This window comes from Ralstonia flatus (genome assembly GCF_958439105.1).
GTDB lineage: Bacteria > Pseudomonadota > Gammaproteobacteria > Burkholderiales > Burkholderiaceae > Ralstonia > Ralstonia flatus.
Window position 1 is genome coordinate 1 of the sequence record NZ_CAUDLI010000015.1, and the last position, 25,396, is coordinate 25,396.

Here is a 25,396-nt window from a genome sequence, read left to right on the forward strand (position 1 = left end):
TCCAACTTGAAGCTCGCGTCAAACTGCCGTCTCTCTCTTGCCATTGCTTTTTCCTCGTCGTGGCTCATTGTCCGCCTATCGACTTGTCCGAGGAAATTGGACCACTACAAGTGAGTCAGCCCCGGCAGGGGATGAAACAAGGGATGCACCACCAACAAAAAACCGCCCGGGGCAAGGAAGCCCCTTTTGAACACCGAAATCCTGACACTCCCCCCGCGACCCCAAAACCCTCAAGCCCCACCGTCTAAGACCCAAGCCCCACCCTAAAACCCTCAAGTCCCACCCTCCAAGCCCCGAACTCCACCCTAAAACCCTCAAGCTCCACCCCCAAAGACCCAACCTCCACCCCCAAACCTTCAATCTCGACCCTCCAACACTCAAGCGTCACCCTAAAACCCTCAAGTTCCACCCTCCAACACCCAAACGTCACCCTAAAACCCTCAAGTTCCACCCTCCAACACCCAAACGTCACCCTAAAACCCTCAAGTTCCACCCTCCAACCCCCAAGCGCCACCCAAAAACAGTCGACCCAACGTCTCTCCAAGGCCCGACCTCCACCCAAAACCCCTGGAGTCCCGCTGTCCAAGGCCCAAGCTCGAGTCTCCGACATCCAACGCCGAGGGTTTGACCCTCAAGCACCACGCCCGCACGCCCGCTCACGGCCCTTTGCTTTGCATCCGCGCAGCCCCCAACCGCGCCTTTATGCAAAAAACGATGAACATTCCCTGAAACCATTCGTTCCCCGTACAAGACCCGCTCGGTAGTCTTGCTCCTATTCCAAATCCATCAGAGATCAGAAACGGAGCTGCAAGATGATTCGCAAGTTTTTGTTCAATACCATCGCGGCTGCCATCGTGGCGGGGGGAACCGTGGGTGCGCATGCGGCAACGACACTGCTGAACGTGTCGTACGACCCGACGCGCGAGCTGTACAAGGAAATCAACACTGAATTTGCCAAGAAGTGGAAGGCCGAAACGGGTGAGGACATCACCCTGCGCGCTTCGCATGGCGGTTCGGGCAAGCAGGCGCGCTCCGTGATCGACGGGCTGGATGCCGATGTGGTGACGCTGGCGCTGGGCTACGACATCGACGCGATCGCCGAGAAGGGCCTGACCGGCAAGGACTGGCAGAAGCGCCTGCCGCACAACGCCTCGCCGTACACGTCGACCATCGTCTTCCTGGTGCGCAAGGGCAACCCGAAGGGCATCAAGGACTGGAATGACCTGGTCAAGCCGGGCATCGCCGTCATCACGCCGAACCCGAAGACCTCCGGCGGTGCACGCTGGAATTACCTCGCCGCCTGGGCCTATGCGCTGAAGCAGCCGGGCGGTTCGGACGCCACCGCCAAGGATTTCGTGCAGAAGCTCTACAAGAACGTGCCGGTGCTCGATTCGGGCGCGCGCGGTGCGACCACCACCTTTACCGAGCGCGGTATCGGCGACGTGCTGATCGCGTGGGAAGACGAGGCGCTGCTGGCGGCGCGCGTGGAAGGCAAGGACAAGTTTGACGTGGTGGTGCCGTCGATTTCCATCCTGGCCGAGCCGCCGGTGGCGGTGGTGGACAAGGTGGCCGACAAGAAGGGCACGCGCAAGGCCGCGGAGGCGTATCTCAAGTTCCTGTACACGCCGCAAGGGCAGGAGATCGGTGCGAAGAATTTCTATCGCCCGACCGACCCGGCCGTGGCGAAGAAGCACGAGAGCGAATTCCCGAAGGTGAAGCTTGTGACCATCGACGACACGTTCGGCGGCTGGCAGAAGGCGCAGAAGACGCACTTTGCCGACGGCGGGCAGTTTGACCAGCTCTATCAACCGGGCAAGTAAGGCCCACACGACGTAACGACATCGGGTGATCCGCATCATGCAAATCCTGACGATTTCCGGCAGCCCTTCGGCGCAATCGCGATCTGCGCGCCTGCTGGGCCACGTGCGTGCGCAGCTCGAACGCGCCGGCGAGCAGGCGGACCACCTGGACCTGCGCAGCCTTCCGGCCGACGCGCTGCTCGGCGCGCAGGTGTCGGACCCCGCCATCGCCGATGCGGTGGCGCGGGTGGAAGCGGCAGGCGTGGTGATTCTCGCCACGCCGGTCTACAAGGCGGCCTACAGCGGGCTGCTCAAGACATTTCTCGATCTGCTGCCGCAGAGCGGCCTGCGCGACAAGGTCGTGCTGCCCATTGCCACCGGCGGCAGCCTCGCCCATACGCTGGCGATCGACTATGCGCTGCGCCCCGTGCTGACGGCGCTGGCGGCGCGTTCGATCCTGCCCGGCATCTTTGCAGTCGACTCGCAGATCGTTGTGGCAGACGACGGCGTGAGCGTCGACCCAGCGCTGCAGCAGCGCCTGGATGACGGCGTGGAGCGCGTGCACCAGGCACTGGCGCTGGCACGGCATCCGGCCGTGGCGCAGGTCATCGTTTCGAGCCGCAGCGCGGTGCGTGCCACGTTCCAGGCCGCCGACGAAGAACGAATGCGATGTCTGGCGTGATGCGCTGACCGCGCCGCCGTTACACACGCCGCTCACTGCTTTCCCGTTGTTGTCACGCCGCGCAGCCGCTGCGCGCGGACCGTGCCGCCCATACACCCCGCATCGACCGGACTTGCCATGAAAAACCACTCGCCCCTGCGCAGGACTTTGACCATTGCCGCCACGCTGCTTGCCACGCTCGGCGCGCCCGCCGCATTTGCCAACAGCGATGCGCCGCCCCCGACCGCTGCCAAGCAACTGCGCATCGGCTATCAGAAATACGGCACGCTGACGGTGCTCAAGGCACGCGGCACGCTGGAAAAGCGCCTTGCCGCGCAGGGCATCGAAGTGAAGTGGACCGAGTTTCCGGCGGGCCCGCAGCTGCTGGAAGGCCTGAACGTGGGCGCCATCGATTTCGGCACCACGGGTGAAGCGCCGCCGATCTTCGCGCTGGCTGCCGGCGCGAATCTCGTCTATGTCGGCAACCAACCGCCTGCGCCCACCGGCGAGGCGATCATCGTGCCGAAGACTTCGCCGCTCAAGAGCGTGGCCGATCTCAAAGGCAAGCGCGTCGCCTTCAACAAGGGCTCGAACGTGCATTACCTGCTGGTGAAGCTGCTGGAAAAGGCCAACGTGCCTTACAGCGATATCCAGCCCGTGTACCTCACGCCCGCCGATGCGCGCGCCGCCTTCGAGCGCGGCGCCGTCGACGCCTGGGTGATCTGGGATCCGTTCTTTGCCGCGGCTGAACAGCAGCTGGGCGCGCGTGTGCTGGCCGACGGCACGGGCGTGGTCAACAACTCGCAGTACTTCCTGGCCTCGAAGGGCTATGCGGGCGCACGGCCCGATGTGCTGAACATCGTGCTGGATGAACTGAAGAAGACCGACACCTGGGCCGCGGCCAACCCGAAGGATGTGACGACCATTCTCGGCCCGCAGCTCGGCCTGGAGCCGGCCGTGGTGGCGCGTTCGGTGTCGCGCATTGCCTACGGCATCCAGCCGGTCGGGGCCGAGGCGCTGGCCGACCAGCAACGCATTGCCGATACGTTCCACGCACTCAAGCTGATCCCGCGTCCCGTCAAGGTGGCCGATGCTGCGTGGCAGCCGACCACCCAACAGGCCGCGCGCTGATTGCCATGACGATCGACATCCAACGCCGCCGCTTGCTGAGCGCCACCGTGGCAGGCGCCTCGCTGGCCACGCTCGGGCCGGTCGCGCACGCTGCCAATGCCGCAACCGCCGCCCCGGCCGCGGCAGGCTTGCCCAAGGTGACGCCGCCCGCGCAACTGCGCATCGGTTTCCAGAAGAGCGCGGTCAACCTGGTCATCGTGAAAGAAAACCGGGCACTGGAGCAGCGCTTTCCGGGCACCAAGATCAGCTGGCTGGAGTTTCCGGCCGGGCCGCAGCAGCTCGAAGCGCTGTCTGCGGGCAGTCTCGACCTCGCCATCACGGGCGATACGCCGCCGGTGTTCGCGCAGGCTGCCGGCAAGGATTTGCGCTACGTCGGCGTGGAGCCGCCCAAGCCGGACAGCTCGGCCATCCTCGTGCAGCAGGATTCGACGCTCAAGACGCTGGCCGACCTGAAGGGCAAGCGCGTGGCGCTGCAGAAGGGTTCGAGCGCGCATTTCCTGATCGTGCGGGGCCTGCAGAAGGGCGGCCTGAGCTTTGCCGACATCCAACCCGTGTACCTGACGCCGGCCGATGCGCGCGCCGCCTTCGAGCGCGGCAGCGTCGACGCCTGGGGCATCTGGGATCCGTACTACGCCGCCACGGAACTGGCGATCAAGCCGCGCGTGCTGGCCACCGGGCGCACGCTGTCGTCCAACAACTCGTTCTACTTCGCGCCGACGGCCTTTACGGAAAAGCACGGCGACACCATCGCCGCCATCTTTGCAGAGCTGTCGCGCGCCGATCGCCTCGTGCAGGAGAACCGCAAGGAAGCCGCGCAGCGCATTGCAGATTTCTCCGGGCTGTCGCTGGCGACGGTGCATCTGTTCCTGTCGCGCCGGCCGCCTTCGCCCGTGCGGCCGGTCACGCCCGAAGCGGTGGCCGAGCAGCAGCGCGTGGCCGATGCCTTCCACGGGCTGGGGCTGATTCCGCGCCCGGTCAAGCCGATCGAACTGGTCTGGCACCCGACCCCGGCGCAACTGGCCATCGCCCGCGCTTGAGTTGTTGCGTTGATCTGAGAACAACACAGTCCAAGGAGCTGTCATGCAAGTTTTCTGGTTCATCCCGACGCACGGCGACAGCCGTTATCTCGGCACTGCCGAGGGCGCTCGCCAGGTCGATCAAACCTATCTGCAGCAGGTGGCCGTGGCCGCCGATACGCTCGGCTACGAGGGCGTGCTGATTCCGACCGGCCGCTCGTGCGAAGACCCGTGGATCGTGGCCGCGAGCCTGATTCCCGTCACCAAGCGCCTGCGTTTCCTGGTGGCGGTGCGCCCTGGGCTGATGGCGCCGACGCTGGCCGCCCGCATGGCCGCCACGTACGACCGTCTGTCGAACGGCCGCTTGCTGGTGAACCTCGTCACCGGTGGTGACCCGTCGGAGCTGGCCGGCGATGGCCTGTTCCTGGACCACGCGCAACGCTACGAAGCCTCGGAAGAATTCATCCGCATCTGGCGCGAAACGCTGGCGGCCAGCCACGAAGGCGCCGCGCTGGATTACACCGGCAAGCATCTCAGCGTGAAGGGCGCGAAGGTGCTGTATCCGCCCGTGCAGCGGCCGCATCCGCCGGTGTATTTCGGTGGGTCGTCGGAAGCGGCGCACGAACTGGCAGCCGAGCAGGTCGACACGTATCTCACCTGGGGCGAACCGCCTGCCGCCGTGGCCGAGAAGCTGGCCGACGTGCGGGCGCGCGCTGCCAAGCATGGCCGCACCGTGCGCTTCGGTATCCGCCTGCACGTGATCGTGCGCGAGACGGACGATGAAGCCTGGGCTGCTGCAGACAAGCTCATCAGCAAGCTCGACGACGACACCGTCGCACGTGCGCAGGAGGCTTTCCGCAAGATGGATTCAGCCGGCCAGCAGCGCATGGCCGCGCTGCATGCCAATGGCGTCAAGCGCACGCGTGCCGATCTGGAGATCAGCCCGAACCTGTGGGCCGGCGTGGGTCTGGTGCGCGGTGGTGCCGGCACGGCGCTGGTGGGCGATCCGCAAACCGTGGCCGCGCGCATGCAGGAATACGCCGAGCTGGGCATCGATACGTTCGTGCTGTCCGGTTATCCGCATCTGGAAGAGGCCTACCGTTTTGCTGAACTGGTGTTCCCGCTGTTGCCGCGCTCGGTGCGCGACAAGCTGCCGGGCAACGTGCTGAACGGCCCGTTTGGCGAAGTGATTGCCACCGGCATCGTGCCGCGCGTGGCGGCAAGCTGAGCCGAGAGGAGCAGGGCGATGGCATCCGAGTCGAAATCCAAATCAACATCGAAACCGAAGGCTAAGGCAAACGCAAACGCCTTCCTGCGCACCGCCCAGCAACGCCTGGCGCCGTGGATCGTGCCGCTTGTGCTGCTGGTGCTGTGGCAGGCCTCGGCACAGTGGGGCTGGCTGTCGAACCGCATCCTGCCGGCACCGCTGGACGTGGCGAAATCCGCCGTGGCGCTGGCGCGCTCGGGTGAGCTGTGGACGCATGTGGCCGTGAGCACGTGGCGCGCGCTGCTGGGCTTTGCGATCGGTGGTTCGCTGGGGCTGGCGCTGGGCTTGCTGACCGGTACCTTCCGCACTGCCGAGACCCTGCTCGACACCACGCTGCAGATGGTCCGCAACATCCCCGTGCTGGCGCTGATTCCGCTCGTGATCCTGTGGTTCGGCATCGATGAATCGGCCAAGCTGTTCCTGGTATCGCTGGGCGTGTTCTTCCCGATCTACCTGAACACGTATCACGGCATCCGCTCGGTCGATCCGGCCCTGGTGGAGATGGCCCGCAGCTACGGGCTCTCGCGTGCGCAGCTGTATCGCGAGGTGATCCTGCCGGGGGCGCTGCCGCAGATCCTGGTGGGCGTGCGGTTTTCGCTCGGCCTGATGTGGGTGACGCTGATCGTGGCGGAGACGGTGTCTGCGCAGGCCGGCATCGGGTACATGACGATGAATGCGCGCGAGTTCCTGCAGACCGACGTGGTGCTGCTGGGCATCCTGCTGTACGCGCTGCTGGGCAAGCTGGCCGATCTGCTGTCGCGTGCGCTGGAGCGCTTCTGGCTGCGTTGGCACCCTGGCTATCAAGCAGCGGCCTGAGGCTGAATTGGAGAGACGCATGCAAAGCAACGCCACTGAACACGCCGCGCTGGCCGGCACCGCCTTGCACATCGAGCACGTCGTCAAACGCTATGGCGACCGTGAGGTGCTGCACGGTATCGATCTGGACATCACCCCGGGCGAGTTTGTCGTCATCGTCGGGCGCAGCGGCTGCGGCAAGAGCACGCTGCTGCGGCTCATCGCCGGGCTGGAAGGCATCGACGATGGCCACCTGCGTCGCGATGGCGACGCCGAAGACGGCCTGCACGACGATGCCCGCGTGATGTTCCAGGATGCGCGCCTGCTGCCGTGGAAGAAGGTGCTCGACAACGTCGCGCTCGGCCTGCCGAAAACACAGCGCGCGCAGGCCGCTGAAGTGCTCGCGCAAGTGGGTCTGGCCGAGCGGGCAGGTGAATGGCCGGCACGCCTGTCGGGCGGGCAGCGCCAGCGCGTGGCATTGGCGCGTGCACTGGTGCATCGGCCGCGCCTGCTGCTGCTGGACGAGCCGCTGGGCGCGCTCGACGCGCTGACCCGCATCGATATGCAGAACCTCATCGAAGGCCTGTGGCAACGCCTGGGCTTTACGGCCGTGCTCGTCACGCACGATGTGGCCGAGGCGGTGGCGCTGGCCGACCGCGTGGTGCTGATCGAAGACGGCCGCATTGCGCTGGACGAGCGCATCGACCTGCCGCGTCCGCGCCATCGTGGTTCGCCCGCGTTTGCCCGGCTGGAAGAAGCGATCCTCAACCGCGTGATGCAGCGCAAGACCGATCCGAACGAAGTGACCGATGTGCGCCCGCACACGGCGTGGGCATCACCCTTCGACGTGTCTGCCACTGCGGTGCGCTGGGCCGTGTAAGGCGCTGCAAACCTTTCTCCTGAAAACATTCATTGGCACGTAGTGCCGTTGTCACCTAAGAAGGAACATCATGAGCATTCAAGCGATTAACGTACGCAACCAGTTCCGTGGGCAGATCAAGGAGATCATCCGGGGCGACGTGCTCTCGGAGATCGACGTGGAGACGCCGGCCGGCATCGTCACTTCGGTCATTACGACGCGCTCGGTCGACAGCCTTGGCCTGAAGATCGGCAGCGAAGTGGTTGCGCTGGTGAAGGCGACTGAAGTCTCGATCGCCAAACTGTAAGGACGGGGAGGAGACGGCGACCCAACAAGGAGCCTCACCCATGAGCCTGATGCACACCACAGCAGTCGCACAATTTCTCGGCACATTGCCGAACGCGCCCGCGCCAGATCGTCACTTGTGGCGTGACGCCACCGGCCGCGTGCAAGGTCAGTTCTTCCACTGCGCGCTCACCAGCCTGTTTGAGCCGGTCTGGCAGCTTGCCGCCGATGGCGCGCTGACGCCCGCCGGCCACGAAGCGCTGATGCGCACGTGGACGCGCGACGGCGAGCTGGGCCTGAACCCGTGGAAGGTGTTTTCGCTGGCGTCGGATGACAACACGCTGGTTGAACTGGACCGCCTGTGCCGGCTGGTGCATACGCTCAACTATTTTTCGCGCACCGATGCGGGGCGGCTGGTCGTCAATGTGCATGGCCGGTTGTTGGCAGCGGTGGCGGCCGACCACGGCAAGGCGTTCCACCGTGCGGTGACGGCGCTGGGGCTGCATCCCGAGCAGTTCGTCATCCAGGTGCCGTCGACGGCGAATGACGATCTGGGGCTGCTGCTGTTCGTGGTGGACAACTACCGGCGCAACGGTTTTGCCGTCGCCGTGCAGGCGTCGGACCCGGCGGAGGCTGGCGCGCTGCTCGTGCATGCCAAGCCCGCCTATCTGAAGCTCGATGCGCGGCGCGATTGGCGTACGCGGAACGTGGTGTCGCTGGCCGATTCGGCACGCGAGCTAGGCGTGACGCTGGCCTTGCGGCGCTGCGAGCGCCCGAGCGACCTGGAACTGGCCCGGGCCGCCGGTATCACGTATGTGCAGGGCAGCATCCTGCCCGGCGCGGAAGCTGAGCCGGACCCTGCGCCCGCGCCACAGGTGGTGCCCATGGCGCAGGCGCCGTTGGTGCAACAGCAGCAATCCGCGGCCGGCCTTTCTCTGACTCAATGAGCACGACATGGCACGCAGCGCACCCGCAACCGCATCGGACGCACCCGCCTGGCAGTGGCCGGCAGACGCCGTCATCCTGACCGTTCCCGGCTTGCATGGCAGCGGCCCCGGCCACTGGCAGACACGCTGGGAGCAGCGCTTCCCGGCGTGGCGCCGCGTGGAGCAGACGGATTGGTCGACGCCTGACCTGCCGCGCTGGTCGGCCCGTGTGGGTGAAGCGGTGCATGCGGCGCTTGCCGAGCGTCCGCCCACGCGCAGCAGGCGCCCGGTCATCCTGGTGGCGCATAGCTTCGGCTGCCTGGCGTCATTGCATTGGGCGGTCCAGACCAAGGAGGCGGTGGCGGCGGTGTTGCTCGTCGCGCCGGCCGATCCGGACAAGTTCGGCGTGCGGGATCTGCTTCCCGGGCGCACGCTGCCGTTCCCGGCCACGCTTGTCGCCAGCCGCAATGACCCGTGGATGCCGCAAGGCAGCGCCATCGACTGGGCCGGGCGTTGGGGCACCGAATTCGTGGATGCCGGCGAAGCCGGCCATATCAACGCCGATTCCAACCTCGGTGAATGGGACGCCGGCCTGGCCTTGCTCGATCGCCTGATCGGCCGCGCAAGTGCACAAGACACCACCCGCGACGGCGCCGACTGGCAAGCGCAGTGGGATGTCTTACCGAGCACCCCTTATATCTAAAACGATGATGCACATGCGCAAATATTCGTTTTCGTCATAAGAACAGTCCGCCACAATCGGTTCATCTGCATATCGGCCGCAGTGTTTTGCTCTGCGGCCATTTTTATCGGTGCGCTGATGAGCCTGCCTTCCGCGTTTTTTTCCTCCAAGCGGCGTAAGCCCGCCAATGTGCTGCCCGGCTTCGGGCTGGCGCTGGGGTTTTCGCTGCTGTACCTGGCGCTGATCGTCCTGATCCCGCTGTCGGCAACGGTCCTCAAGACGTTCACCATGACGTGGGATGCGTTCTGGACGACCGTCACCGCGCCGCGCGTGGTGGCGTCATACAAGCTGACGTTCGGGGCTTCGCTGATCGCCGCGGTGATCAACCTCGTGTTCGGGCTGATCGTGGCGTGGGTGCTGGTGCGCTATCGCTTTCCGGGCAAGCGGTTGATCGATGCGCTGGTCGACCTGCCGTTTGCGCTGCCGACCGCGGTGGCCGGTATTGCGCTCACCGCGTTGTATGCGCCGAATGGCTGGATCGGCTCGCGGCTGGAACCGCTGGGGCTGAAGGTTGCGTTCACGCCGCTGGGCATCGTGGTGGCGCTGACGTTCATCGGCCTGCCGTTTGTCGTGCGCACGGTGCAGCCGGTGCTGGAAGATCTGGAGGCCGAACTGGAAGAGGCGGCAGCCAGCCTGGGCGCCACGCGCTGGCAGACCTTCACTCGCGTGATCCTGCCGACCTTGCTGCCCGCATTGCTGACCGGTTTCGCGCTGGCCTTTGCGCGCGCCACCGGCGAATACGGCTCGGTCATCTTCATCGCCGGCAACATGCCGATGGTTTCCGAGATCACGCCGCTGATGATCTATTCCAAGCTGGAGCAATTCGATTACGCGGGCGCCACGGCCATTGCCGTCGTCATGCTCGGTATCTCGTTCACGCTGCTGCTGGTGATCAATCTGCTGCAAGCGTGGACGCGCCGCCGCGGCAATCGCAATGACGCCATCGAGCGCGCCCCCGAACCCCCGACCGCCAACGCGGCAGCTGGAGCCTGACATGGCCGGTACTGTTTCCCGTCAACTTGGTCAGGCGCCCGCTGGTGGCCGCCGGGGCGCCACCGCAGAATCCGCCTGGGTGCGCGCAACGCTGATCCTCGTTTCGTTCGTGTTCCTGGCGTTGTTCCTGTTCGTGCCGCTGGCGAGCGTGTTTGTCGAGGCGTTCAAGAAGGGCGTCGACGTGTATCTCCAGGCGCTGATCGAGCCCGATGCGCTTTCGGCGATCTATCTGACGCTGACCACCGCAGCGATTGCCGTGCCGCTGAACGTGGTGTTTGGCGTGGCGGCGGCATGGGCGATTGCCAAGTTCGAGTTTCGCGGCAAGAACCTGCTGCTGACGTTGATCGACTTGCCGTTTTCGGTGTCGCCCGTCATTGCCGGCCTGATCTACGTGCTGCTGTTCGGTGCGCAGGGCTGGTTCGGGCCGTATCTCTCCGATCATGATTTCAAGATCATTTTTGCGGTGCCGGGCATTGTGCTGGCGACGGTGTTCGTCACGTTTCCGTTCGTGGCGCGCGAGCTGATTCCGCTCATGCAGGCGCAAGGCAGCGAAGAGGAAGAGGCCGCCATCGTGCTCGGCGCCTCGGGCTGGCAGACGTTCTTTCGCGTAACGCTGCCGAACATCAAGTGGGGCCTGTTGTATGGCGTGATCCTGTGCAACGCGCGGGCGATGGGCGAGTTTGGCGCGGTGTCGGTGGTGTCGGGCCACATTCGCGGGCTGACGAACACGATGCCGCTGCACGTGGAAATTCTCTACAACGAATACAACTTTGCGGCCGCGTTTGCCGTGGCGTCGCTGCTGACATTGCTGGCGCTTGTCACCCTGGCGCTGAAGACGCTGGTCGAATGGCGCAGCCGTCGGGAACTGGCTGATGCTGATGCCGGCGTGGGCGAAGGTCCGGGCCAGCGCGTGGAACAACCGACATCCCATTCGAACTCGCACATTTCCGTGCAATCTCCGCTGGAAGGGAGCGCAGCATGAGCATCCAGGTTCAACACATCACCAAGCGCTTTGGCAACTTCGTTGCCCTCAACGATGTTTCGCTCGACTTCAAGCAGGGCGAACTGACTGCGCTGCTGGGCCCGTCGGGCTGCGGCAAGACCACGCTGCTGCGCATCATCGCCGGGTTGGAGCATGCCGATTCGGGCACGATTCACCTCAACGGCGAAGACGCATCGGACCAGCATGTGCGCGAGCGCCAGGTCGGCTTCGTGTTCCAGCATTACGCGCTGTTCAAGCACATGACGGTGTTCGAGAACGTGGCGTTCGGCCTGCGCGTGAAACCCCGTGCGCAGCGGCCGAGCGAAGCGCAGATCCGCGCCAAGGTGAAGGAGCTGCTGGAACTCGTGCAGCTGGATTGGCTGGCCGATCGTTACCCGCCGCAGCTGTCTGGCGGGCAGCGTCAGCGGATTGCCCTGGCACGCGCGCTGGCGGTGGAGCCGCGCGTGCTGCTGCTCGACGAGCCCTTCGGCGCGCTCGATGCCAAGGTGCGCAAGGAGCTGCGCCGCTGGCTGCGTCGCCTGCACGACGATCTGCATGTCACGAGCCTGTTCGTTACGCACGACCAGGAAGAGGCGCTGGAAGTGGCAGACAACGTTGTGCTGATGAACCGCGGCCAGGTGGAGCAGGTCGGCAGCCCCGATGCGGTCTACAACACGCCGGCCACGCCGTTCGTGTACGGCTTCCTCGGCAACGTGAACCTGTTCCACGGCCGCCTGGAAGAGGGCGAGGGCGGCAGCGTGCTGCACGTGGGCGATTCGGCCATCGCCGTGCCGTCGGGCGGTGTGGATTCGTCCCGCGCCGATCAGGCGGTGGCCTTCGTGCGCCCGCATGAAATCGACCTCGAGCGCTATGCGCCGGGCGCCGAGGGCATTCCCGTGACGCTGCGCCGCGCGCTCACGCTGGGCGCCATCGCGCAGCTTGAGCTGGAGCGCGAAGACACCGACGACATCATCGAAGTCTCCCTGCCCATCGAGCGCTTCCGCGCCGAGGGTTTCCGTGAAGGCGAAACGCTGGTGGTGCGCCCGCGCGCGATCCGCGTGTTCGCGCAAGGCAATGCACGGCCCGTCGCGCAAGCCGCCGTGTAACACGACGCTCCGACGACAACCAATACGAGAGGACACGAGCCATGAACTTCCAGCAACTGCGTTCCATCCGCGAGGCGGTGCGCCGCCAGTTCAACCTGACCGAAGTCGCCAACGCGCTGTACACGTCGCAGCCCGGCGTGTCGCGGCAGATTCGCGAGCTGGAGGATGAGCTTGGCGTGGAGATTTTCGAGCGGTACGGCAAGCGCCTGACGGGCCTGACCGAACCGGGCCGCGAGATCGTCCGCATTGTCGAACGGCTGCTGCTCGAAGCCGAAAACCTGCGCCAGGCCGGCGAGGAGTTCTCCGGCCGACAATCCGGCCGCCTGACCGTGGCGACCACGCACACCCAGGCGCGCTATGCGCTGCCGAAGGTGGTGCAGTCGTTCCGCAAGGAATACCCGCACGTTACGCTGGCGCTGCAGGAGGCGTCGCCCTCGCACATCGTCGAGCTGCTGCTGACGGGGCAGGCCGATATCGGTATCGCCACCGAAGCCGTGGCCAACGAGCCGGGGCTGACGTCGTTCGAGGCGTACCGCTGGCGTCACGTGCTGGTGGTCAGCCCGGACCATCCGCTGACGAAGAATCCGCTCCCGACGTTGGAAGACGTGGCGCAGTATCCGCTCATCACGTACGACGCGGGCTTCACGGGCCGACGCAACATCGACGCGGCATTTGCCAGCGCGGGCCTGCACCCTGAGATCGTGCTGACCGCCATGGATGCGGACGTGATCAAGACCTACGTGGCGCTGGATGTGGGCGTGGGCATCATCGCGTCGATGGCGTATGACGGCCGCAAGGACGACAACCTCGTCTGCATCGGGGCCGATCACCTGTTCGAGCCGAACACCACGCGTGTGGCGGTGCGCCGTGGCGCGTATCTACGCGGCTATGCGCATGACTTCATCGGGATGTTCGCGCCGCATCTGTCGCGCGAAACGGTGGCCGAAGCGGTGGCTTCCACGGTGGTGACGCAATCCGCGCGGGAAGCGCTGGCGGCGTAATCGTCCCCCGGGGCGGAGCCGGTTGCGCACCGTTCATCCGTCCAATCGCACCATTCGTCGCATCGGCATGGCGCCTGCCTGGGCGCCATTCCTATACTGCGGACATCCTCGGTTCCACTAGAGACCGCCATGTCCGCCGTGCCCTATACCCAAGCCTCCCCATCGACCGAATCCGACGCCGCCTTGCTGCGCCGGGCTCGCCACCGCGCCGGCGCGCGCCTGGGGTTCCGGATTCACCTGCTGTCGTTTTTGGCGATTAACGCCGGGCTGGCCGTGATTGCGCTGTCGCGCGGCCAGTTCTGGTTTGTCTGGCCGCTGCTGGGGTGGGGGATGGGTCTGGCCGCACACGGCCTGAGCCTAGCCTGGAGCCAGGGCAACGGTTACCAGCGCATGGTCGAGCAGGAACTCGCCCGTTTGCGCGAGCAAGCCGGCCGCCAGTGATGCGGGAAACCCCAAGCTTCAACGCCGGGGAAGCCTCCGGTAAGATCGCCCGCATGTTCGCCAATGTGTCGTTCCCTTCGCTTGCGGATTGCCTGCGCTTCGTCGTGCGGGCGGGGAAGGGGCTGCTCATCATCGCCATCATCAATACGCTGATCGCGGCGGTGTTGGCCTTCGGCATTCGGCCGGAAGAATCGTTCTGGAAAGATTTCGTGTTCAGCCAAGCGATCGGCGTGTCGATGTTTGCGCTGATCGATATCCCGCGACACGTGCTGTGGGGCGACGGCCCGCCCAACAAGAAGGTCTTCCCGTGGATTGTGGTGGGCGCCGTGCTGATTGGCGTGCCGTTCGGGCAATGGGCGGCGCGCACCATCCTGTGCCTGAATAGCGTCAACCCGGAACCCTGGCGCGCGGACAGCCTGCGCATGAGTTTCATCATCGCCATGCTGGCCGCGCTTGGCGCAACGTATTTCTACTGGTCGCGCGGCAAGCTCGCGGCATTGCAGCGCCAGGCCGCGCTCGATGCGCTTGAGCGCGAAGAGGCCGAGAAGCAGGTCGTGCGGGCGCAACTGATGGCGCTGCAGGCGCAGATCGAACCGCACTTCCTCTTCAACTCGCTGGCGCACGTCGATGTGCTGATTGCGCGCGACCCGGCCGGCGCGCGGCGTCTGCTGCAGCATTTGATCGGCTTTCTACGCAGTTCGCTTTCGCACGCGCGCGCCGAGCAGTGCACGCTGGCGCAGGAATTTGCGCTGCTGCGCGCGTATCTCGACATCCAGGCGCTGCGCTTCGGCAATCGGCTGCGTTTTTCATTGGCGTTGGACGATGCCATCGCCAACATCGTCATCCCGCCCATGCTGATTCAGCCGCTGGTGGAAAACGCCGTGGTGCACGGCATCGAGCCCGCGCGCGAGGGCGGCGAGATTGCCCTGTCTGCGCGCCTGGCTGCCGGCCATGACGGCGAGCGTCTCGTGCTGGAAGTGCGCGACACGGGTGTCGGCTTCGGCAACGACGGTGCCACGGGCTCGGGGCTGGGGCTCACGCACGTGCGTGAACGTCTGTCGCGCCTGTTTGATGGCGACGCGCGCCTGACGATCGCCGAGACCGTGCCGCACGGCGTGACGATCATCGTCGAATTACCGCTGGCGCATGAAACGGCGCCTGCACCGTCTCAAGCCGACGCGCCGGAATGGCGCTGCCGCTTCTCTCGCTCCGCCGCCACGGCCAATGCCACTGCCACCGGCGCGCTCTCTGCGCGCGCATCTGCCGGAACCTGATCGATGCCTGCTTCCCCCCGCTTGCTGATTGCCGACGATGAACCGGCGCTGGCTGAGAACCTCGTCGCCGAGCTGACGGCGCTGTGGCCTGATGCCACGCTGCTGCCGGCCGTGCACGACGGCCAATCCGTGCTCGACGTGATTGACGATGCGGCCGACGGGGAGGTGCCCGATGTGGTCTTCCTCGACATCCGCATGCCGGGGTTGTCGGGCATCGACGTGGCGCGTGAGCTGTCGGCCCGGGAAGACCGGCCGCTCGTGGTGTTCGTCACGGCCTATGACCAGTTCGCGCTCGACGCCTTCGAGCAGGCCGCGGTCGACTACGTGCTCAAACCCGTGCAGACCGAGCGCCTGGCCGAGACCGTCAAGCGGCTGAAGGACCGGCTCGGCGCGCGCCCGAACGGCAACGCCACCGCCGCCACGGACCCGGCGCAGACGCTGGCTGAACTCGTCGAGCGCCTTGCCGGGCTGCAGGGCGCGGCCCAAACGCGAGCCACACCGCAGGGTGGGTATCTGCGCTTTATCAAGGCGCTGGTCGGGCAGGAGGTGCGCTTCATCCCCGTGGACGACGTGATCTATCTGGAAGCGACCGACAAATACGTCAACGTGGTGGCCGGCAGTGGCGAATCGCTCATCCGCACCAGCCTGCGCGAGCTGCTGACCCAGCTCGACCCCGAGCACTTCTGGCAGGTGCATCGCGGTACGGTGGTCAACGTGGCGCATGTGTCGAGCGCCGTGCATCTGTCGCTAGGTCGTCTGGGGCTGAAGATACGCGGGCGCACCGAGACGCTGCCCGTCGCGCGGCAATACGCGCATTTGTTCCGGCAGATGTAGTCGCCGCGGCGGCGGCTCCGCTATGATCCTTCGTGTCGTCAACGGATCGAGAACGAGAGCACCCGCCATGGAGACACCCGCCGCACGCCCCGCCAGCAACGTTGCCGAGCCACGCCACGGCGGCCAGATTCTTGTCGATGCGCTGGTGGGCCACGGCGTCGATTTGGCGTTCGGCGTGCCCGGCGAGAGCTACCTCTCCGTCCTCGAAGGCTTCTACCAGCGCCGCGACCGCGCACGCTTCATCGTCTGCCGGCAAGAGGGCGGCGCCGCCAACATGGCCGACGCCTACGGCAAACTCACCGGCCGTCCCGGCATCGTCTTCTGCACGCGCGGGCCGGGCGCCACCAACGCCAGCATTGGCGTGCACACCGCATTTCAAGACTCCACGCCGCTGATCCTCTTCATCGGGCAGGTCGGCCGCGATTTCGTCGACCGCGAAGCGTTTCAGGAAATCGACTACCGCCGCATGTTCGGCCAGATGGCCAAGTGGGTCGCGCAGATCGACAGCGTCGAGCGCCTCCCCGAATACATCGCACGCGCCTTCCAGACTGCCACCGCAGGCCGGCCCGGCCCGGTTGTGCTGGCGCTGCCCGAAGACATGCTGACCGAGGTCGCCACCGTGGCCGATGTACCGCCGATGCCTCGCGCGATGGCGTGGCCGGCCCCGCATGACCTTGCGCAACTGAAGACGCTGTTGCAGAACGCCGAGCGCCCGATGCTGCTGCTCGGCGGCTCCGGCTGGACGCCGCAAGCGGCCGCCCGCATGCAAGCCTTTGCCGAGCGATGGAATCTGCCCGCGGGCTGCGTGTTCCGCCGGCAAGACCTGTTCGACAACCGCCACCCGAATTACGCCGGCGATGTCGGCATCGCCATCAACCCGAAGCTCGCGGCGCGCGTGAAAGACGCTGATGTGGTGCTCGCCATCGGCACACGCCTGGGCGAGATGACGACCTCCGGTTATACGTTGTTCGATGTGCCGCGGCCCAAGCAGACGCTCGTTCACGTGCATGCCGGCGCAGAAGAGTTGGGGCGTGTCTACCAGGCCGATCTGATGATCCACGCGTCGATGCCGGCGATTGCCGAGGCGCTGGATGGCGTGTCGCCGGATGCGCCGCCGCGTTGGTCCGCCTGGACAGAGGCCGCCAACGCCGACTACCGCGCCAACATCGCGCCGCCGCCGTTCGGTGGCAAGGGCATCGACATGGCCCGCGCCATGCAGTGGCTGCGCGAGCGCCTGCCGCAGAACAGCATCCTGACCAACGGCGCAGGCAACTACGCCACGTGGCTGCATCGCTTCTACCAATATGGCCCGCTGGCGGCAGGCTCGCGTACGCAGCTTGCGCCAACCAGCGGGGCGATGGGTTACGGAGCGCCGGCTGCGGTGGCGGCCAAGATCGTCTGCCCCGACACGCCCGTCATCTGCATGGCCGGCGACGGCTGCTTCCTGATGAACGGCCAGGAGCTGGCGACCGCCATGCAGTACAACGCGCCGGTGATCTTTATCGTGGTCAACAACGGCATGTACGGCACCATCCGCATGCACCAGGAGCGCGAGTATCCCGAGCACGTCAGCGGTACGGAGCTGCGCAACCCGGACTTCGCCGCGCTGGCGAGAGCCTACGGCGCTGAGGGGCACACGGTGCGCTCGCTCGAAGGGTTTCAGTCGGCGATGGAAGCCGCGCTGGCGGCAAGCGTTGCCACCGTCATCGAAGTGCAGACCGATCCAAACATCATCAGCCCGCGCGCGACGATCGATTCGTTGCGCGCGCAGTCACGCAGTTGATTCCGCTTTCATTTTTCGTTTTCGCCAACGCCATCCACTCATTGCCATGACGATGATTCCTGTAACCGACCTGTGCGACATGCACGAAGACAAGCTGGTGTACGGAAGCCTGCGCGTGCTCGCGCCGGTCTTCCGCAGCTTTGGCAAGCGCGCCGCGTTTGCCGGCCCGGCTTCCACGCTCAAGGTGTTTGAGGACAACGGCCTGGTACGCGCCGCGCTGGAAGAGCAGGGCGCTGGCCGCGTGCTGGTGATCGACGGCGGCGGCTCGCTGCGCTGCGCGCTGGTCGGCGGCAACCTCGGCAAGCTGGCCGAAGAGAACGGTTGGGAGGGCATTCTGCTCAACGGTTGCGTGCGCGACACGCGCGAGTTGGCCGAATGCAACGTCGGCATCCACGCCCTGGCGGTGCATCCGCGCAAGAGCATCAAGAAGAACGCCGGGCAGCGCGAGGTGGGCGTGCAGATGCCGGGTGCGTACATCCAGTCCGGCGAGTGGGTCTATGCCGATGAAGACGGCGTGCTGGTTTCGCAGGACATGCTCGAATGAACCACGCCAATGCCATCCATGTGTTCGTCTACGGCACGCTGCGTGCCGGTGAGGCGAACGACCTGCGGGTTGCTGCTGCAAAGCGCGGCATTCCCGAGCCGGAGCTGCTCGGTACGGCCATGTTGCACGGCCGCCTGTACGACTTTGGTGCGTACCCCGGCCTCGTGCTGGACCCGACAGGCACCGCCGTGCGCGGCGATGTGTATCGGATCAACGCGGCGCTCGTTCCGGTGCTGGACGAGATCGAAGAGGTCTACCCGGGCGGGGACGCGCTGTTCTTGCGCGAGAACCACGCCGTCATGCTGGGCAGCGAACCGGTCGACTGCATTGTGTATCCGGTCAGCCCCAAACACATTGCCGGGCGTGCTGTGATTACGGGCGGCGATTGGGTGGCGCATCGCTTGGCGCGCACCTGACGTGACTAGACGCTCAAAAAAACGCCGCATCTGCGGCGTTTTTTGTGCCCCTGCAATGTGACGAGCAGGCATCTGTCATTTTTCATAATGCGGAAAGAGGTTTTGGTCCGCAAAAATTCCGCATCGCACAGCACCATCCCTGTCTTTCATCATGGAAAAAATCTTTCCGTATCGTGGAATATTGATCGTAACCCTTTGAAAATTAAGAAGTAAAAACTTGCGCTCGGAAACATCTTCTCCTTGTTGCGTTGCACTGCCCGTTTCTACACTCTTATATAAGACATATGACTTGAGCCACCCAGCGGCGCCCCAAGAAGGCGCCAGCGGCTCAAGGCGCAGAGTGAGTTACCGGTTATTTGATGGATGCGATCAAACAGGAGAGTGCGATGTCACGCGAACTCGAAGTGCAAAAGCTGCAGAAGGAATGGGATACCAACCCGCGTTGGAAGGGCATCAAGCGCGGTTATACGGCTGAAGACGTGGTGCGCCTGCGCGGTTCGCTGCAGATCGAGCACACGCTGGCCAAGCGGGGTGCCGAAAAGCTGTGGGACCTGATCAACAACGAGCCCTTCGTCAACGCCCTGGGCGCACTGACGGGCAACCAGGCCATGCAGCAGGTGAAGGCGGGCCTGAAGGCGATCTATCTGTCGGGCTGGCAGGTTGCGGGCGATGCCAACAGCAATGGCGAGATGTATCCGGACCAGTCGCTGTACTCGGTGGATTCGGTGCCCAAGGTTGTCAAGAAGATCAACAACACGTTCCAGCGCGCTGACCAGATCCAATGGTCGGAAGGCAAGGACGACATCGACTTCTTCGCGCCGATCGTGGCGGATGCAGAAGCCGGTTTCGGCGGCGTGCTGAACGCGTTCGAACTGATGAAGGCCATGATCGAGGCCGGCGCGGCCGGGGTGCACTTTGAAGACCAGTTGGCCGCCGTGAAGAAGTGCGGCCACATGGGCGGCAAGGTGCTTGTGCCGACCCGCGAAGCTGTGAGCAAGCTCGTGGCCGCGCGTCTGGCTGCCGACGTGATGGGCGTGCCGACCGTGCTGATCGCCCGCACCGACGCAGAAGCCGCTGACCTGCTGACCACCGATGTGGACGAGAACGACAAGCCGTTCTGCACCGGCGAGCGCACCGTTGAAGGCTTCTACCGCACCAAGCCGGGTCTGCAGCAGGCCATCTCCCGTGGGTTGGCGTATGCGGAAGTGGCGGACCTCGTGTGGTGCGAGACCGGCAAGCCGGATCTGGAATACGCCAAGAAGTTTGCCGAAGCCATCCACGCCAAGTTCCCGGGCAAGATGCTCGCCTACAACTGCTCGCCGTCGTTCAACTGGAAGAAGAACCTGGACGACGTGACGATCGCCCGATTCCAGAAGGAACTCGGCGCGATGGGCTACAAGTTCCAGTTCATCACGCTGGCCGGTTTCCATGCCCTGAACTACTCGATGTTCAACCTGGCGTACGGCTATGCCCGCAACCAGATGAGCGCATTCGTCGAACTGCAAGAGGCCGAGTTCAAGGCGGCGGAAAAGGGTTTCACCGCGGTGAAGCACCAGCGCGAAGTCGGCACGGGCTACTTCGACGCGGTGACGCAGACCATCGAACGCGAGGCGTCGACCACGGCGCTGAAGGGCTCGACGGAAGACGAACAATTCTTCGAAGAAACGGCGCAAGCCAAGAAGGTTGCCTGAGGCTGCCGACGCATCCGGCACCTGGGTATCCGGGCCGGCCGTGCTGACCACACGCCGGCCTCTCGAACCGCGCTTCCTCAACGGCGCGGTTTTTTTTCGTCCGCGATATTGCGACCTGTACGGCGTGGCCGCTCAGGCGCGCTTGAAGATCGATTCCAGATCCAGCGCCGACGTGGCTGTCGCGTGCAGGTCGAGCGAGTGCTCGATGTGCTCCAGATGCTCCCGCATCAGGTCGTGCGCACGCGCGGCATCGCCGGTGGCGATCGCTTCGGTCAGGGTGTCGTGCTCGTGCTCTGGGCAGGCGGGCAGGCCGGGGCGGTCATAGAGCGTGATGATCAGGCAGGTGCGCGACACCGCCTCGCGCGTCAGCCGTTCAAGCACATGGTTGCCGGCCATCTCGGCAATGAGGACGTGGTATTCGCCGGACAGACGGATGGTGGCCGCCCGATCGCCGCGTTCGCGTGCGGCGTGTTCTGCCGCGATGTGTTCGCGCAGGCGTTTGGCCTTTGCCGGCGTGCACGCGTTTGCCAGCATGCTGGCCAGTTCGGGTTCGATGATGCGGCGAGTCTGGAAAACGTCGCGCGCCTCTTTCACGGAAGGCTGCGCGACGAACGCGCCCTTGTTCGGCACGAGGGTCACCAGATGCTCATGCGCCAGACGCGCCAGCACCTGGCGGATGCGCGGCCGGCCGGCGCCGGTCGCTTCGCACAGCCGTTCTTCGACCAGCTTGGTGCCGGCCGGCAGTCGGTGCTCCATGATGGCCGTCAGCAGGCCCTGGTAGATCGGTTCGGCAGCCGGTTGGCTGTCGGCAGGTTCCCGTGCGGGTGCGGGCATGGCAGGTGGCGGTGCAGAAGAAAAAGCGGAATGGTGCATGGTAGCAAATGCTCCACTCCGCTTTGCGCTACGCCAACGCAAACGGGGCAAGCATCCCGGTATAGGGTTTTGGAAGCGGCCGGGCCCAGTCGCCGCGCTTGCTGGTGGAAAGCCGCATGCCGACCAGCGCCTCGACCAGCTTCACCGCAGCCACCACACCGTCGATGACCGGCACGTGCAGCTCGGCGGTCAGGTCTTCGCAGAGGTCGGCCATGCCGGCACAGCCGAGCACGATGCAGTCGCTTCGGTCTTGCGCGAGCGCGATGCGGCAGGCTTCGAGGATGATCTGGCGTGCGTTGGAGCCGGGTTTCTCCAGGTCCAGCACGGGCAGGTCGCTTGCATGGACGTTGCGGCACGCATGCCGCATGCCGTAGCGCTCGGCCAGGTGCCACGCCATGCCGACGGTGCGCTCGAGCGTCGTCACTACGCTGAAGCTGTTGCCGATCAGGCTCGCCATGTGCATGGCCGCTTCAGCGATGCCGATTACCGGGCCGTGCGCGAGTTCACGTGCGGCGTAGAGGCCGGGGTCACCAAAGCAGGCAATGACGTAGGCATCGGCGCCATCGCGTTCGCCGTGGCGGATTTCTTCCAGGATGCCGGGCACCGAGAGCGCTTCGTCGTAATGACTTTCGATGGAAGCCGGGCCCATCTTCGGGCTCACCGCCGTGATGCGCGTGCCCGATGCGGCCGCGGCTTGCGCGCAGCGGCCGATGAGCGCGGTCATGCTCGTCGTGGTGTTGGGATTGATGATGCGGATGTCCATGTTGTTGATGCGTGGATGACGCCGGTTAGCGGGAGAGGGTGCGTTGCTTGCGGCTGAGCACGGTGTAGAGCACCAGCGCGATGCCCACGCCGATGAACCAGCTGTAATTGGCCAGCACATGCAGCCGTTCGAAGACCACGCACGCCATCGGAATCAGCGCGGACGGGATCATCGTCCAGACGGCGGCGGGGTTGTAGCCGTTGCGGTACCAGTAGCGGCCCGTGGGGCGCAGCGTGTAGAGATCGTCGACATGCACCTGCTGCCGCTGCACGAAGTAGTAGTCCGCGATCAGGATGCCGAACAGCGGGCCGATGAACGCGCCCAGCACGTCGATCGTGTAGTGGATCACCTCGGGGTTGTTGTAGAGGTTCCAGGGCGTGATGAAGATCGATGCGACTGCCGCGATCATGCCGCCCGTGCGCCAGCTGATGTGCTGCGGCGCCACGTTGGAAAAGTCGAACGCCGGCGACACGAAGTTGGCGACGATGTTGATGCCGATGGTCGCGATCATGAACGTAAGCGCACCCAGCACCACGGCCGTGATGTTGTCGATGCGGGCAACCACGGCGACGGGGTCGGAGATCATCTCGCCGAACACCGGCAGCGTGGCCGACGTGGTGACGACCGTCAGCAGCGCGAAGCCGAGAAAGTTGACCGGCAGCCCCCAGAAGTTGCCGCGTTTGACGGAGGCGAAATCCTTGCCGTAGCGAGAGAAGTCACCGAAGTTCAGCATCGGGCCGGAAAAGTACGACACCACCAGCGCGATCCCGCCGAGCACCACCGGCACGGCATCCCAGCCCTCGTATTTGAGAAAGGAAAGCGTGAGGTTGATGTTGTTCCAGCCGGCCTTGTGCACGAGCCATGCGGCCAGCGCGATCATCACGACATACACCGCCGGGCCTGCCCAGTCGATGAACTTGCGGATCGATTCCATGCCGTGCCAGAACACGAACGCCTGCAAGACCCACAGCAGCATGAACGCCGCCCAACCGAGCGTCGACAGGCCGACAAAGCCGTGCTGCGCAACGTCGGCATACGGCGCGAGCTGCGGCATGAACTTCAGCGCCAGCACGATGAACGCGCTCGATGCCAGATAGGTCTGGATGCCGTACCACGCCACGGCGATCAGCCCGCGGATGATGGCCGGAATGTTCGCGCCCAGCACCCCGAACGACGCGCGGCAGATCACCGGATACGGCGTGCCCGTCGCCTGGCTGGGTTTGGCGACGAGGTTGCAGAACACCTGCACGATCACGATGCCCACCAGCAATGCAAACAGCACCTGCAGGCTCGACAGGCCGAGCGAGAACAGGCTTGCCGCCGTCAGATAACCGCCCACGCTGTGCACGTCCGACATCCAGAACGCGAAGATGTTGTAGGTGCCCCAGGACTGCTTGCGCAGCGGCGCCAGATCTTCGTTGGTGAGCCGCGGGTCGTAGTGCGGCTTGATGATGACGTTGGGATGCGCGTGTGGCGAATCAACCGCCTGCGCCGCCGAAGCGGTGGTCGTGGTCATGCTGTCTCCTTTGGTTTTTTGCCGGTTTCAGGACCGGGCGATCTTGTGCGCAAAAATGTACACAACTTGTTTTTGTTTTGTGTACAAAGTTGTATGCGTCAGGAAGCCAAGAGTCAAGGAGAAAAAAAGCCGCCTGAAAAAGGCGGCTGGTTATCGTGCTTGCGGGAGGTCGCTTCAGCGGTAGACGATCACCGGAATCTCGGTATGCGTGAGCACCTTCTGCGTTTCGCTGCCGAGCAGCAGCCCGGCCAACCCGCGCCGCCCGTGCGAGGCCATGAAGATGACGTCGCAGCCATGGCGTTCGGCCGCGTCGATGATGCCCATGTACGGGACGGCGAAGCAGCTCATGTCGGTGTCGCACGTGATGCCGGCGCTGACGGCGGCGTCTTCCACGTCCTTGAGGACCACGCGCGCCTGCGCTTCGACGCGCTCCTTGAACGCCTGGGGTGTCTCAACGACGATCTCGGAAAACGGCGTGTACGGGTATTCCTCGAGGCAGGTGTAGGCCGTCAGGCGCGCGCCCAGCGTCTTGGCGAAGTCGAGCGCCCCTGCCACCGCCTTGCGCGACAGCTCGGAACCATCGGTCGGGATGAGGATGTGCTGGAACATGCGGCCTCCTGAGGTGGGATGCGGGAAGACGTTCTTGTCTTGATTGTAGGCCGCATGCGGTGTTTCACCCACTCGGGGTGATTGCTAATCCATCCCGATCAAGGCGTCTGCCCGGCGCCAGTAGGCCGGGTTGCCATACGTGTTCTTGAGGAAGTCGATGAACAGGCGCACGCGCAGCGGCAAATGCTTGCGCTGCGGAAACACTGCGTGGATGCCGATCGGCGGCGCCTCGAAGGCATCGAGCACCGTCACCAGCTTGCCCGTGGCAATGTCATGCCCCACCTCCCACCATGAGCGCCACGCCAGGCCGTAGCCTTGCAAACACCACTCGCGCAGCACGGCGCCGTCGGTGCATTCCATCGTGCCCGATACCTTCACGGTGACAGCCTTGCCGCCTTGCTGGAACACCCAGCCGCGCTGCACGTTGGCACTGGCGCCAAAGGCCAGGCAGTTGTGGGTGGAAAGCTGCTCCACCTGCGTCGGAACGCCACGGCGCTCCAGGTACGACGGCGCAGCCACCACCACGCGGCGGTTTTCCCACAGGCGGATCGACACGAGGCTCGAATCGGGTAGATCGCCCAGGCGGATGGCGCAGTCGAAGCCTTCGTTGACGAGGTCGACGACGCGGTCGCCCAGGTCCAGCGTCATCGAGACATCCGGATGCGTCTCGATGAAGTCCGGCACCATCGGCGCGACATGACGGCGGCCGAAACCGGCGGGGGCGGTCACGCGCAGATGCCCGCTGGCTTTCACGCCACCGGCCGAGACGCTGGCCTCGGCGTTGTGCAGGTCATTGAGAATGCGCTGGCAATCTTCCAGGAACGCCGAGCCTTCGAACGTGAGCGTGATGCGCCGCGTGGTGCGGACGAGGAGTTTGACCCCGAGGCGTTCTTCCAGCGCGTCGATGCGGCGCCCGATGATGGCAGGCGCCACGCCTTCAGCGGCGGCGGCGGCGGATAAGCTGCCGCGCGTGGCGACGGCGACAAAGGTTTCGAGCTGCTTGAAATGATCCATGCCTGATGTATACCGTGCCGATCGGGGCCTGCGGGATTGTGACGAATATAAAGGTTATCACTCGTCATTCCGTCG

At 65.0% G+C, this 25,396-nt stretch carries 26 protein-coding genes; 21 read left to right on the forward strand and 5 right to left on the reverse strand.

The window, feature by feature from the left end; genetic code table 11:
• Window positions 1-812: 812 nt before the first annotated feature.
• From R2676_RS24915 to aceA, 21 genes are all read left to right on the forward strand, one after another.
• Window positions 813-1,820 (forward strand): sulfate ABC transporter substrate-binding protein, encoded by a 1,008-nt coding sequence (locus R2676_RS24915; RefSeq protein ID WP_206272238.1) that lies wholly within the window; start codon window positions 813-815, stop codon window positions 1,818-1,820.
• Window positions 1,821-1,857: 37 nt separating this feature from the next.
• Complete coding sequence (gene ssuE, locus R2676_RS24920; protein WP_045787849.1) at window positions 1,858-2,481, forward strand: NADPH-dependent FMN reductase; 624 nt, start codon at window positions 1,858-1,860, stop codon at window positions 2,479-2,481.
• Between the two features lie 117 nt (window positions 2,482-2,598).
• Window positions 2,599-3,591, forward strand: coding sequence for a sulfonate ABC transporter substrate-binding protein (locus R2676_RS24925; RefSeq protein WP_206272239.1), 993 nt, complete (start codon window positions 2,599-2,601; stop codon window positions 3,589-3,591).
• A gap of 5 nt (window positions 3,592-3,596) precedes the next feature.
• Window positions 3,597-4,628, forward strand: coding sequence for an aliphatic sulfonate ABC transporter substrate-binding protein (locus R2676_RS24930; protein ID WP_102067205.1), 1,032 nt, complete (start codon window positions 3,597-3,599; stop codon window positions 4,626-4,628).
• 43 nt (window positions 4,629-4,671) lie between these two features.
• Entirely contained in the window at window positions 4,672-5,835 is a 1,164-nt protein-coding gene (gene ssuD / locus R2676_RS24935) for an FMNH2-dependent alkanesulfonate monooxygenase (protein WP_027677527.1), read from the forward strand.
• 18 nt (window positions 5,836-5,853) lie between these two features.
• Window positions 5,854-6,690, forward strand: a complete 837-nt coding sequence (gene ssuC / locus R2676_RS24940; protein ID WP_316857665.1) for an aliphatic sulfonate ABC transporter permease SsuC — start codon at window positions 5,854-5,856, stop codon at window positions 6,688-6,690.
• Between the two features lie 19 nt (window positions 6,691-6,709).
• Complete coding sequence (locus R2676_RS24945; RefSeq protein WP_102067080.1) at window positions 6,710-7,549, forward strand: ATP-binding cassette domain-containing protein; 840 nt, start codon at window positions 6,710-6,712, stop codon at window positions 7,547-7,549.
• 70 nt (window positions 7,550-7,619) lie between these two features.
• Window positions 7,620-7,835: a TOBE domain-containing protein gene (locus tag R2676_RS24950; protein WP_004626558.1), complete on the forward strand. Its 216-nt coding sequence runs from the start codon at window positions 7,620-7,622 to the stop codon at window positions 7,833-7,835.
• A 40-nt stretch (window positions 7,836-7,875) separates the two neighbouring features.
• A complete protein-coding gene (locus R2676_RS24955) occupies window positions 7,876-8,760 on the forward strand; it encodes an EAL domain-containing protein (RefSeq protein WP_206272241.1) in 885 nt (294 codons plus the stop codon).
• Between the two features lie 7 nt (window positions 8,761-8,767).
• On the forward strand, window positions 8,768-9,442 hold the full coding sequence (locus tag R2676_RS24960; RefSeq protein ID WP_206272242.1) for an RBBP9/YdeN family alpha/beta hydrolase: 675 nt from the start codon (window positions 8,768-8,770) through the stop codon (window positions 9,440-9,442).
• A 117-nt stretch (window positions 9,443-9,559) separates the two neighbouring features.
• Complete coding sequence (gene cysT / locus R2676_RS24965) at window positions 9,560-10,474, forward strand: sulfate ABC transporter permease subunit CysT (protein ID WP_027677522.1); 915 nt, start codon at window positions 9,560-9,562, stop codon at window positions 10,472-10,474.
• 1 nt (window position 10,475) lies between these two features.
• A complete protein-coding gene (gene cysW, locus R2676_RS24970) occupies window positions 10,476-11,456 on the forward strand; it encodes a sulfate ABC transporter permease subunit CysW (RefSeq protein WP_206272243.1) in 981 nt (326 codons plus the stop codon).
• Window positions 11,453-12,562 carry a sulfate/molybdate ABC transporter ATP-binding protein gene (locus tag R2676_RS24975; protein WP_027677520.1) on the forward strand — a complete coding sequence of 370 codons (1,110 nt, stop codon included), beginning with the start codon at window positions 11,453-11,455 and terminating at the stop codon, window positions 12,560-12,562. The genes cysW and R2676_RS24975 overlap by 4 nt, the downstream gene beginning before the upstream one ends.
• Window positions 12,563-12,603: 41 nt before the next feature.
• Window positions 12,604-13,563: a CysB family HTH-type transcriptional regulator gene (locus R2676_RS24980; protein WP_027677519.1), complete on the forward strand. Its 960-nt coding sequence runs from the start codon at window positions 12,604-12,606 to the stop codon at window positions 13,561-13,563.
• Window positions 13,564-13,692: 129 nt separating this feature from the next.
• The gene (locus R2676_RS24985; protein WP_206272244.1) at window positions 13,693-14,004 is read left to right on the forward strand and encodes a 2TM domain-containing protein; all 312 of its coding nucleotides are present in this window, start codon (window positions 13,693-13,695) and stop codon (window positions 14,002-14,004) included.
• Window positions 14,004-15,278 (forward strand): sensor histidine kinase, encoded by a 1,275-nt coding sequence (locus tag R2676_RS24990; RefSeq protein ID WP_206272245.1) that lies wholly within the window; start codon window positions 14,004-14,006, stop codon window positions 15,276-15,278. Before R2676_RS24985 ends, R2676_RS24990 begins: the two co-directional genes overlap by 1 nt.
• Window positions 15,279-15,281: 3 nt before the next feature.
• Entirely contained in the window at window positions 15,282-16,112 is an 831-nt protein-coding gene (locus R2676_RS24995; protein ID WP_206272246.1) for a LytR/AlgR family response regulator transcription factor, read from the forward strand.
• Window positions 16,113-16,179: 67 nt separating this feature from the next.
• A complete protein-coding gene (locus R2676_RS25000; RefSeq protein ID WP_206272247.1) occupies window positions 16,180-17,895 on the forward strand; it encodes a thiamine pyrophosphate-binding protein in 1,716 nt (571 codons plus the stop codon).
• Window positions 17,896-17,941: 46 nt separating this feature from the next.
• Window positions 17,942-18,439, forward strand: a complete 498-nt coding sequence (gene rraA, locus R2676_RS25005) for a ribonuclease E activity regulator RraA (protein ID WP_206272248.1) — start codon at window positions 17,942-17,944, stop codon at window positions 18,437-18,439.
• On the forward strand, window positions 18,436-18,855 hold the full coding sequence (locus R2676_RS25010) for a gamma-glutamylcyclotransferase family protein (protein WP_206272249.1): 420 nt from the start codon (window positions 18,436-18,438) through the stop codon (window positions 18,853-18,855). The genes rraA and R2676_RS25010 overlap by 4 nt, the downstream gene beginning before the upstream one ends.
• 386 nt (window positions 18,856-19,241) lie before the next feature.
• A complete protein-coding gene (gene aceA / locus R2676_RS25015; RefSeq protein ID WP_024975843.1) occupies window positions 19,242-20,546 on the forward strand; it encodes an isocitrate lyase in 1,305 nt (434 codons plus the stop codon).
• Between the two features lie 132 nt (window positions 20,547-20,678).
• On the opposite strand, the gene R2676_RS25020 is transcribed toward aceA, so the two are convergent.
• The 5 genes from R2676_RS25020 to R2676_RS25040 form a co-directional block, all read right to left on the reverse strand.
• Window positions 20,679-21,419 carry a GntR family transcriptional regulator gene (locus R2676_RS25020; protein ID WP_316857663.1) on the reverse strand — a complete coding sequence of 247 codons (741 nt, stop codon included), beginning with the start codon at window positions 21,417-21,419 and terminating at the stop codon, window positions 20,679-20,681.
• 28 nt (window positions 21,420-21,447) lie between these two features.
• Complete coding sequence (locus tag R2676_RS25025) at window positions 21,448-22,182, reverse strand: aspartate/glutamate racemase family protein (RefSeq protein WP_206272250.1); 735 nt, start codon at window positions 22,180-22,182, stop codon at window positions 21,448-21,450.
• Window positions 22,183-22,207: 25 nt separating this feature from the next.
• The gene (locus R2676_RS25030) at window positions 22,208-23,698 is read right to left on the reverse strand and encodes an NCS1 family nucleobase:cation symporter-1 (RefSeq protein WP_206272251.1); all 1,491 of its coding nucleotides are present in this window, start codon (window positions 23,696-23,698) and stop codon (window positions 22,208-22,210) included.
• A gap of 174 nt (window positions 23,699-23,872) precedes the next feature.
• On the reverse strand, window positions 23,873-24,307 hold the full coding sequence (locus R2676_RS25035; RefSeq protein ID WP_027677510.1) for a universal stress protein: 435 nt from the start codon (window positions 24,305-24,307) through the stop codon (window positions 23,873-23,875).
• Between the two features lie 84 nt (window positions 24,308-24,391).
• Window positions 24,392-25,321, reverse strand: coding sequence for a LysR family transcriptional regulator (locus R2676_RS25040; protein ID WP_004626580.1), 930 nt, complete (start codon window positions 25,319-25,321; stop codon window positions 24,392-24,394).
• Window positions 25,322-25,396 lie beyond the last annotated feature (75 nt).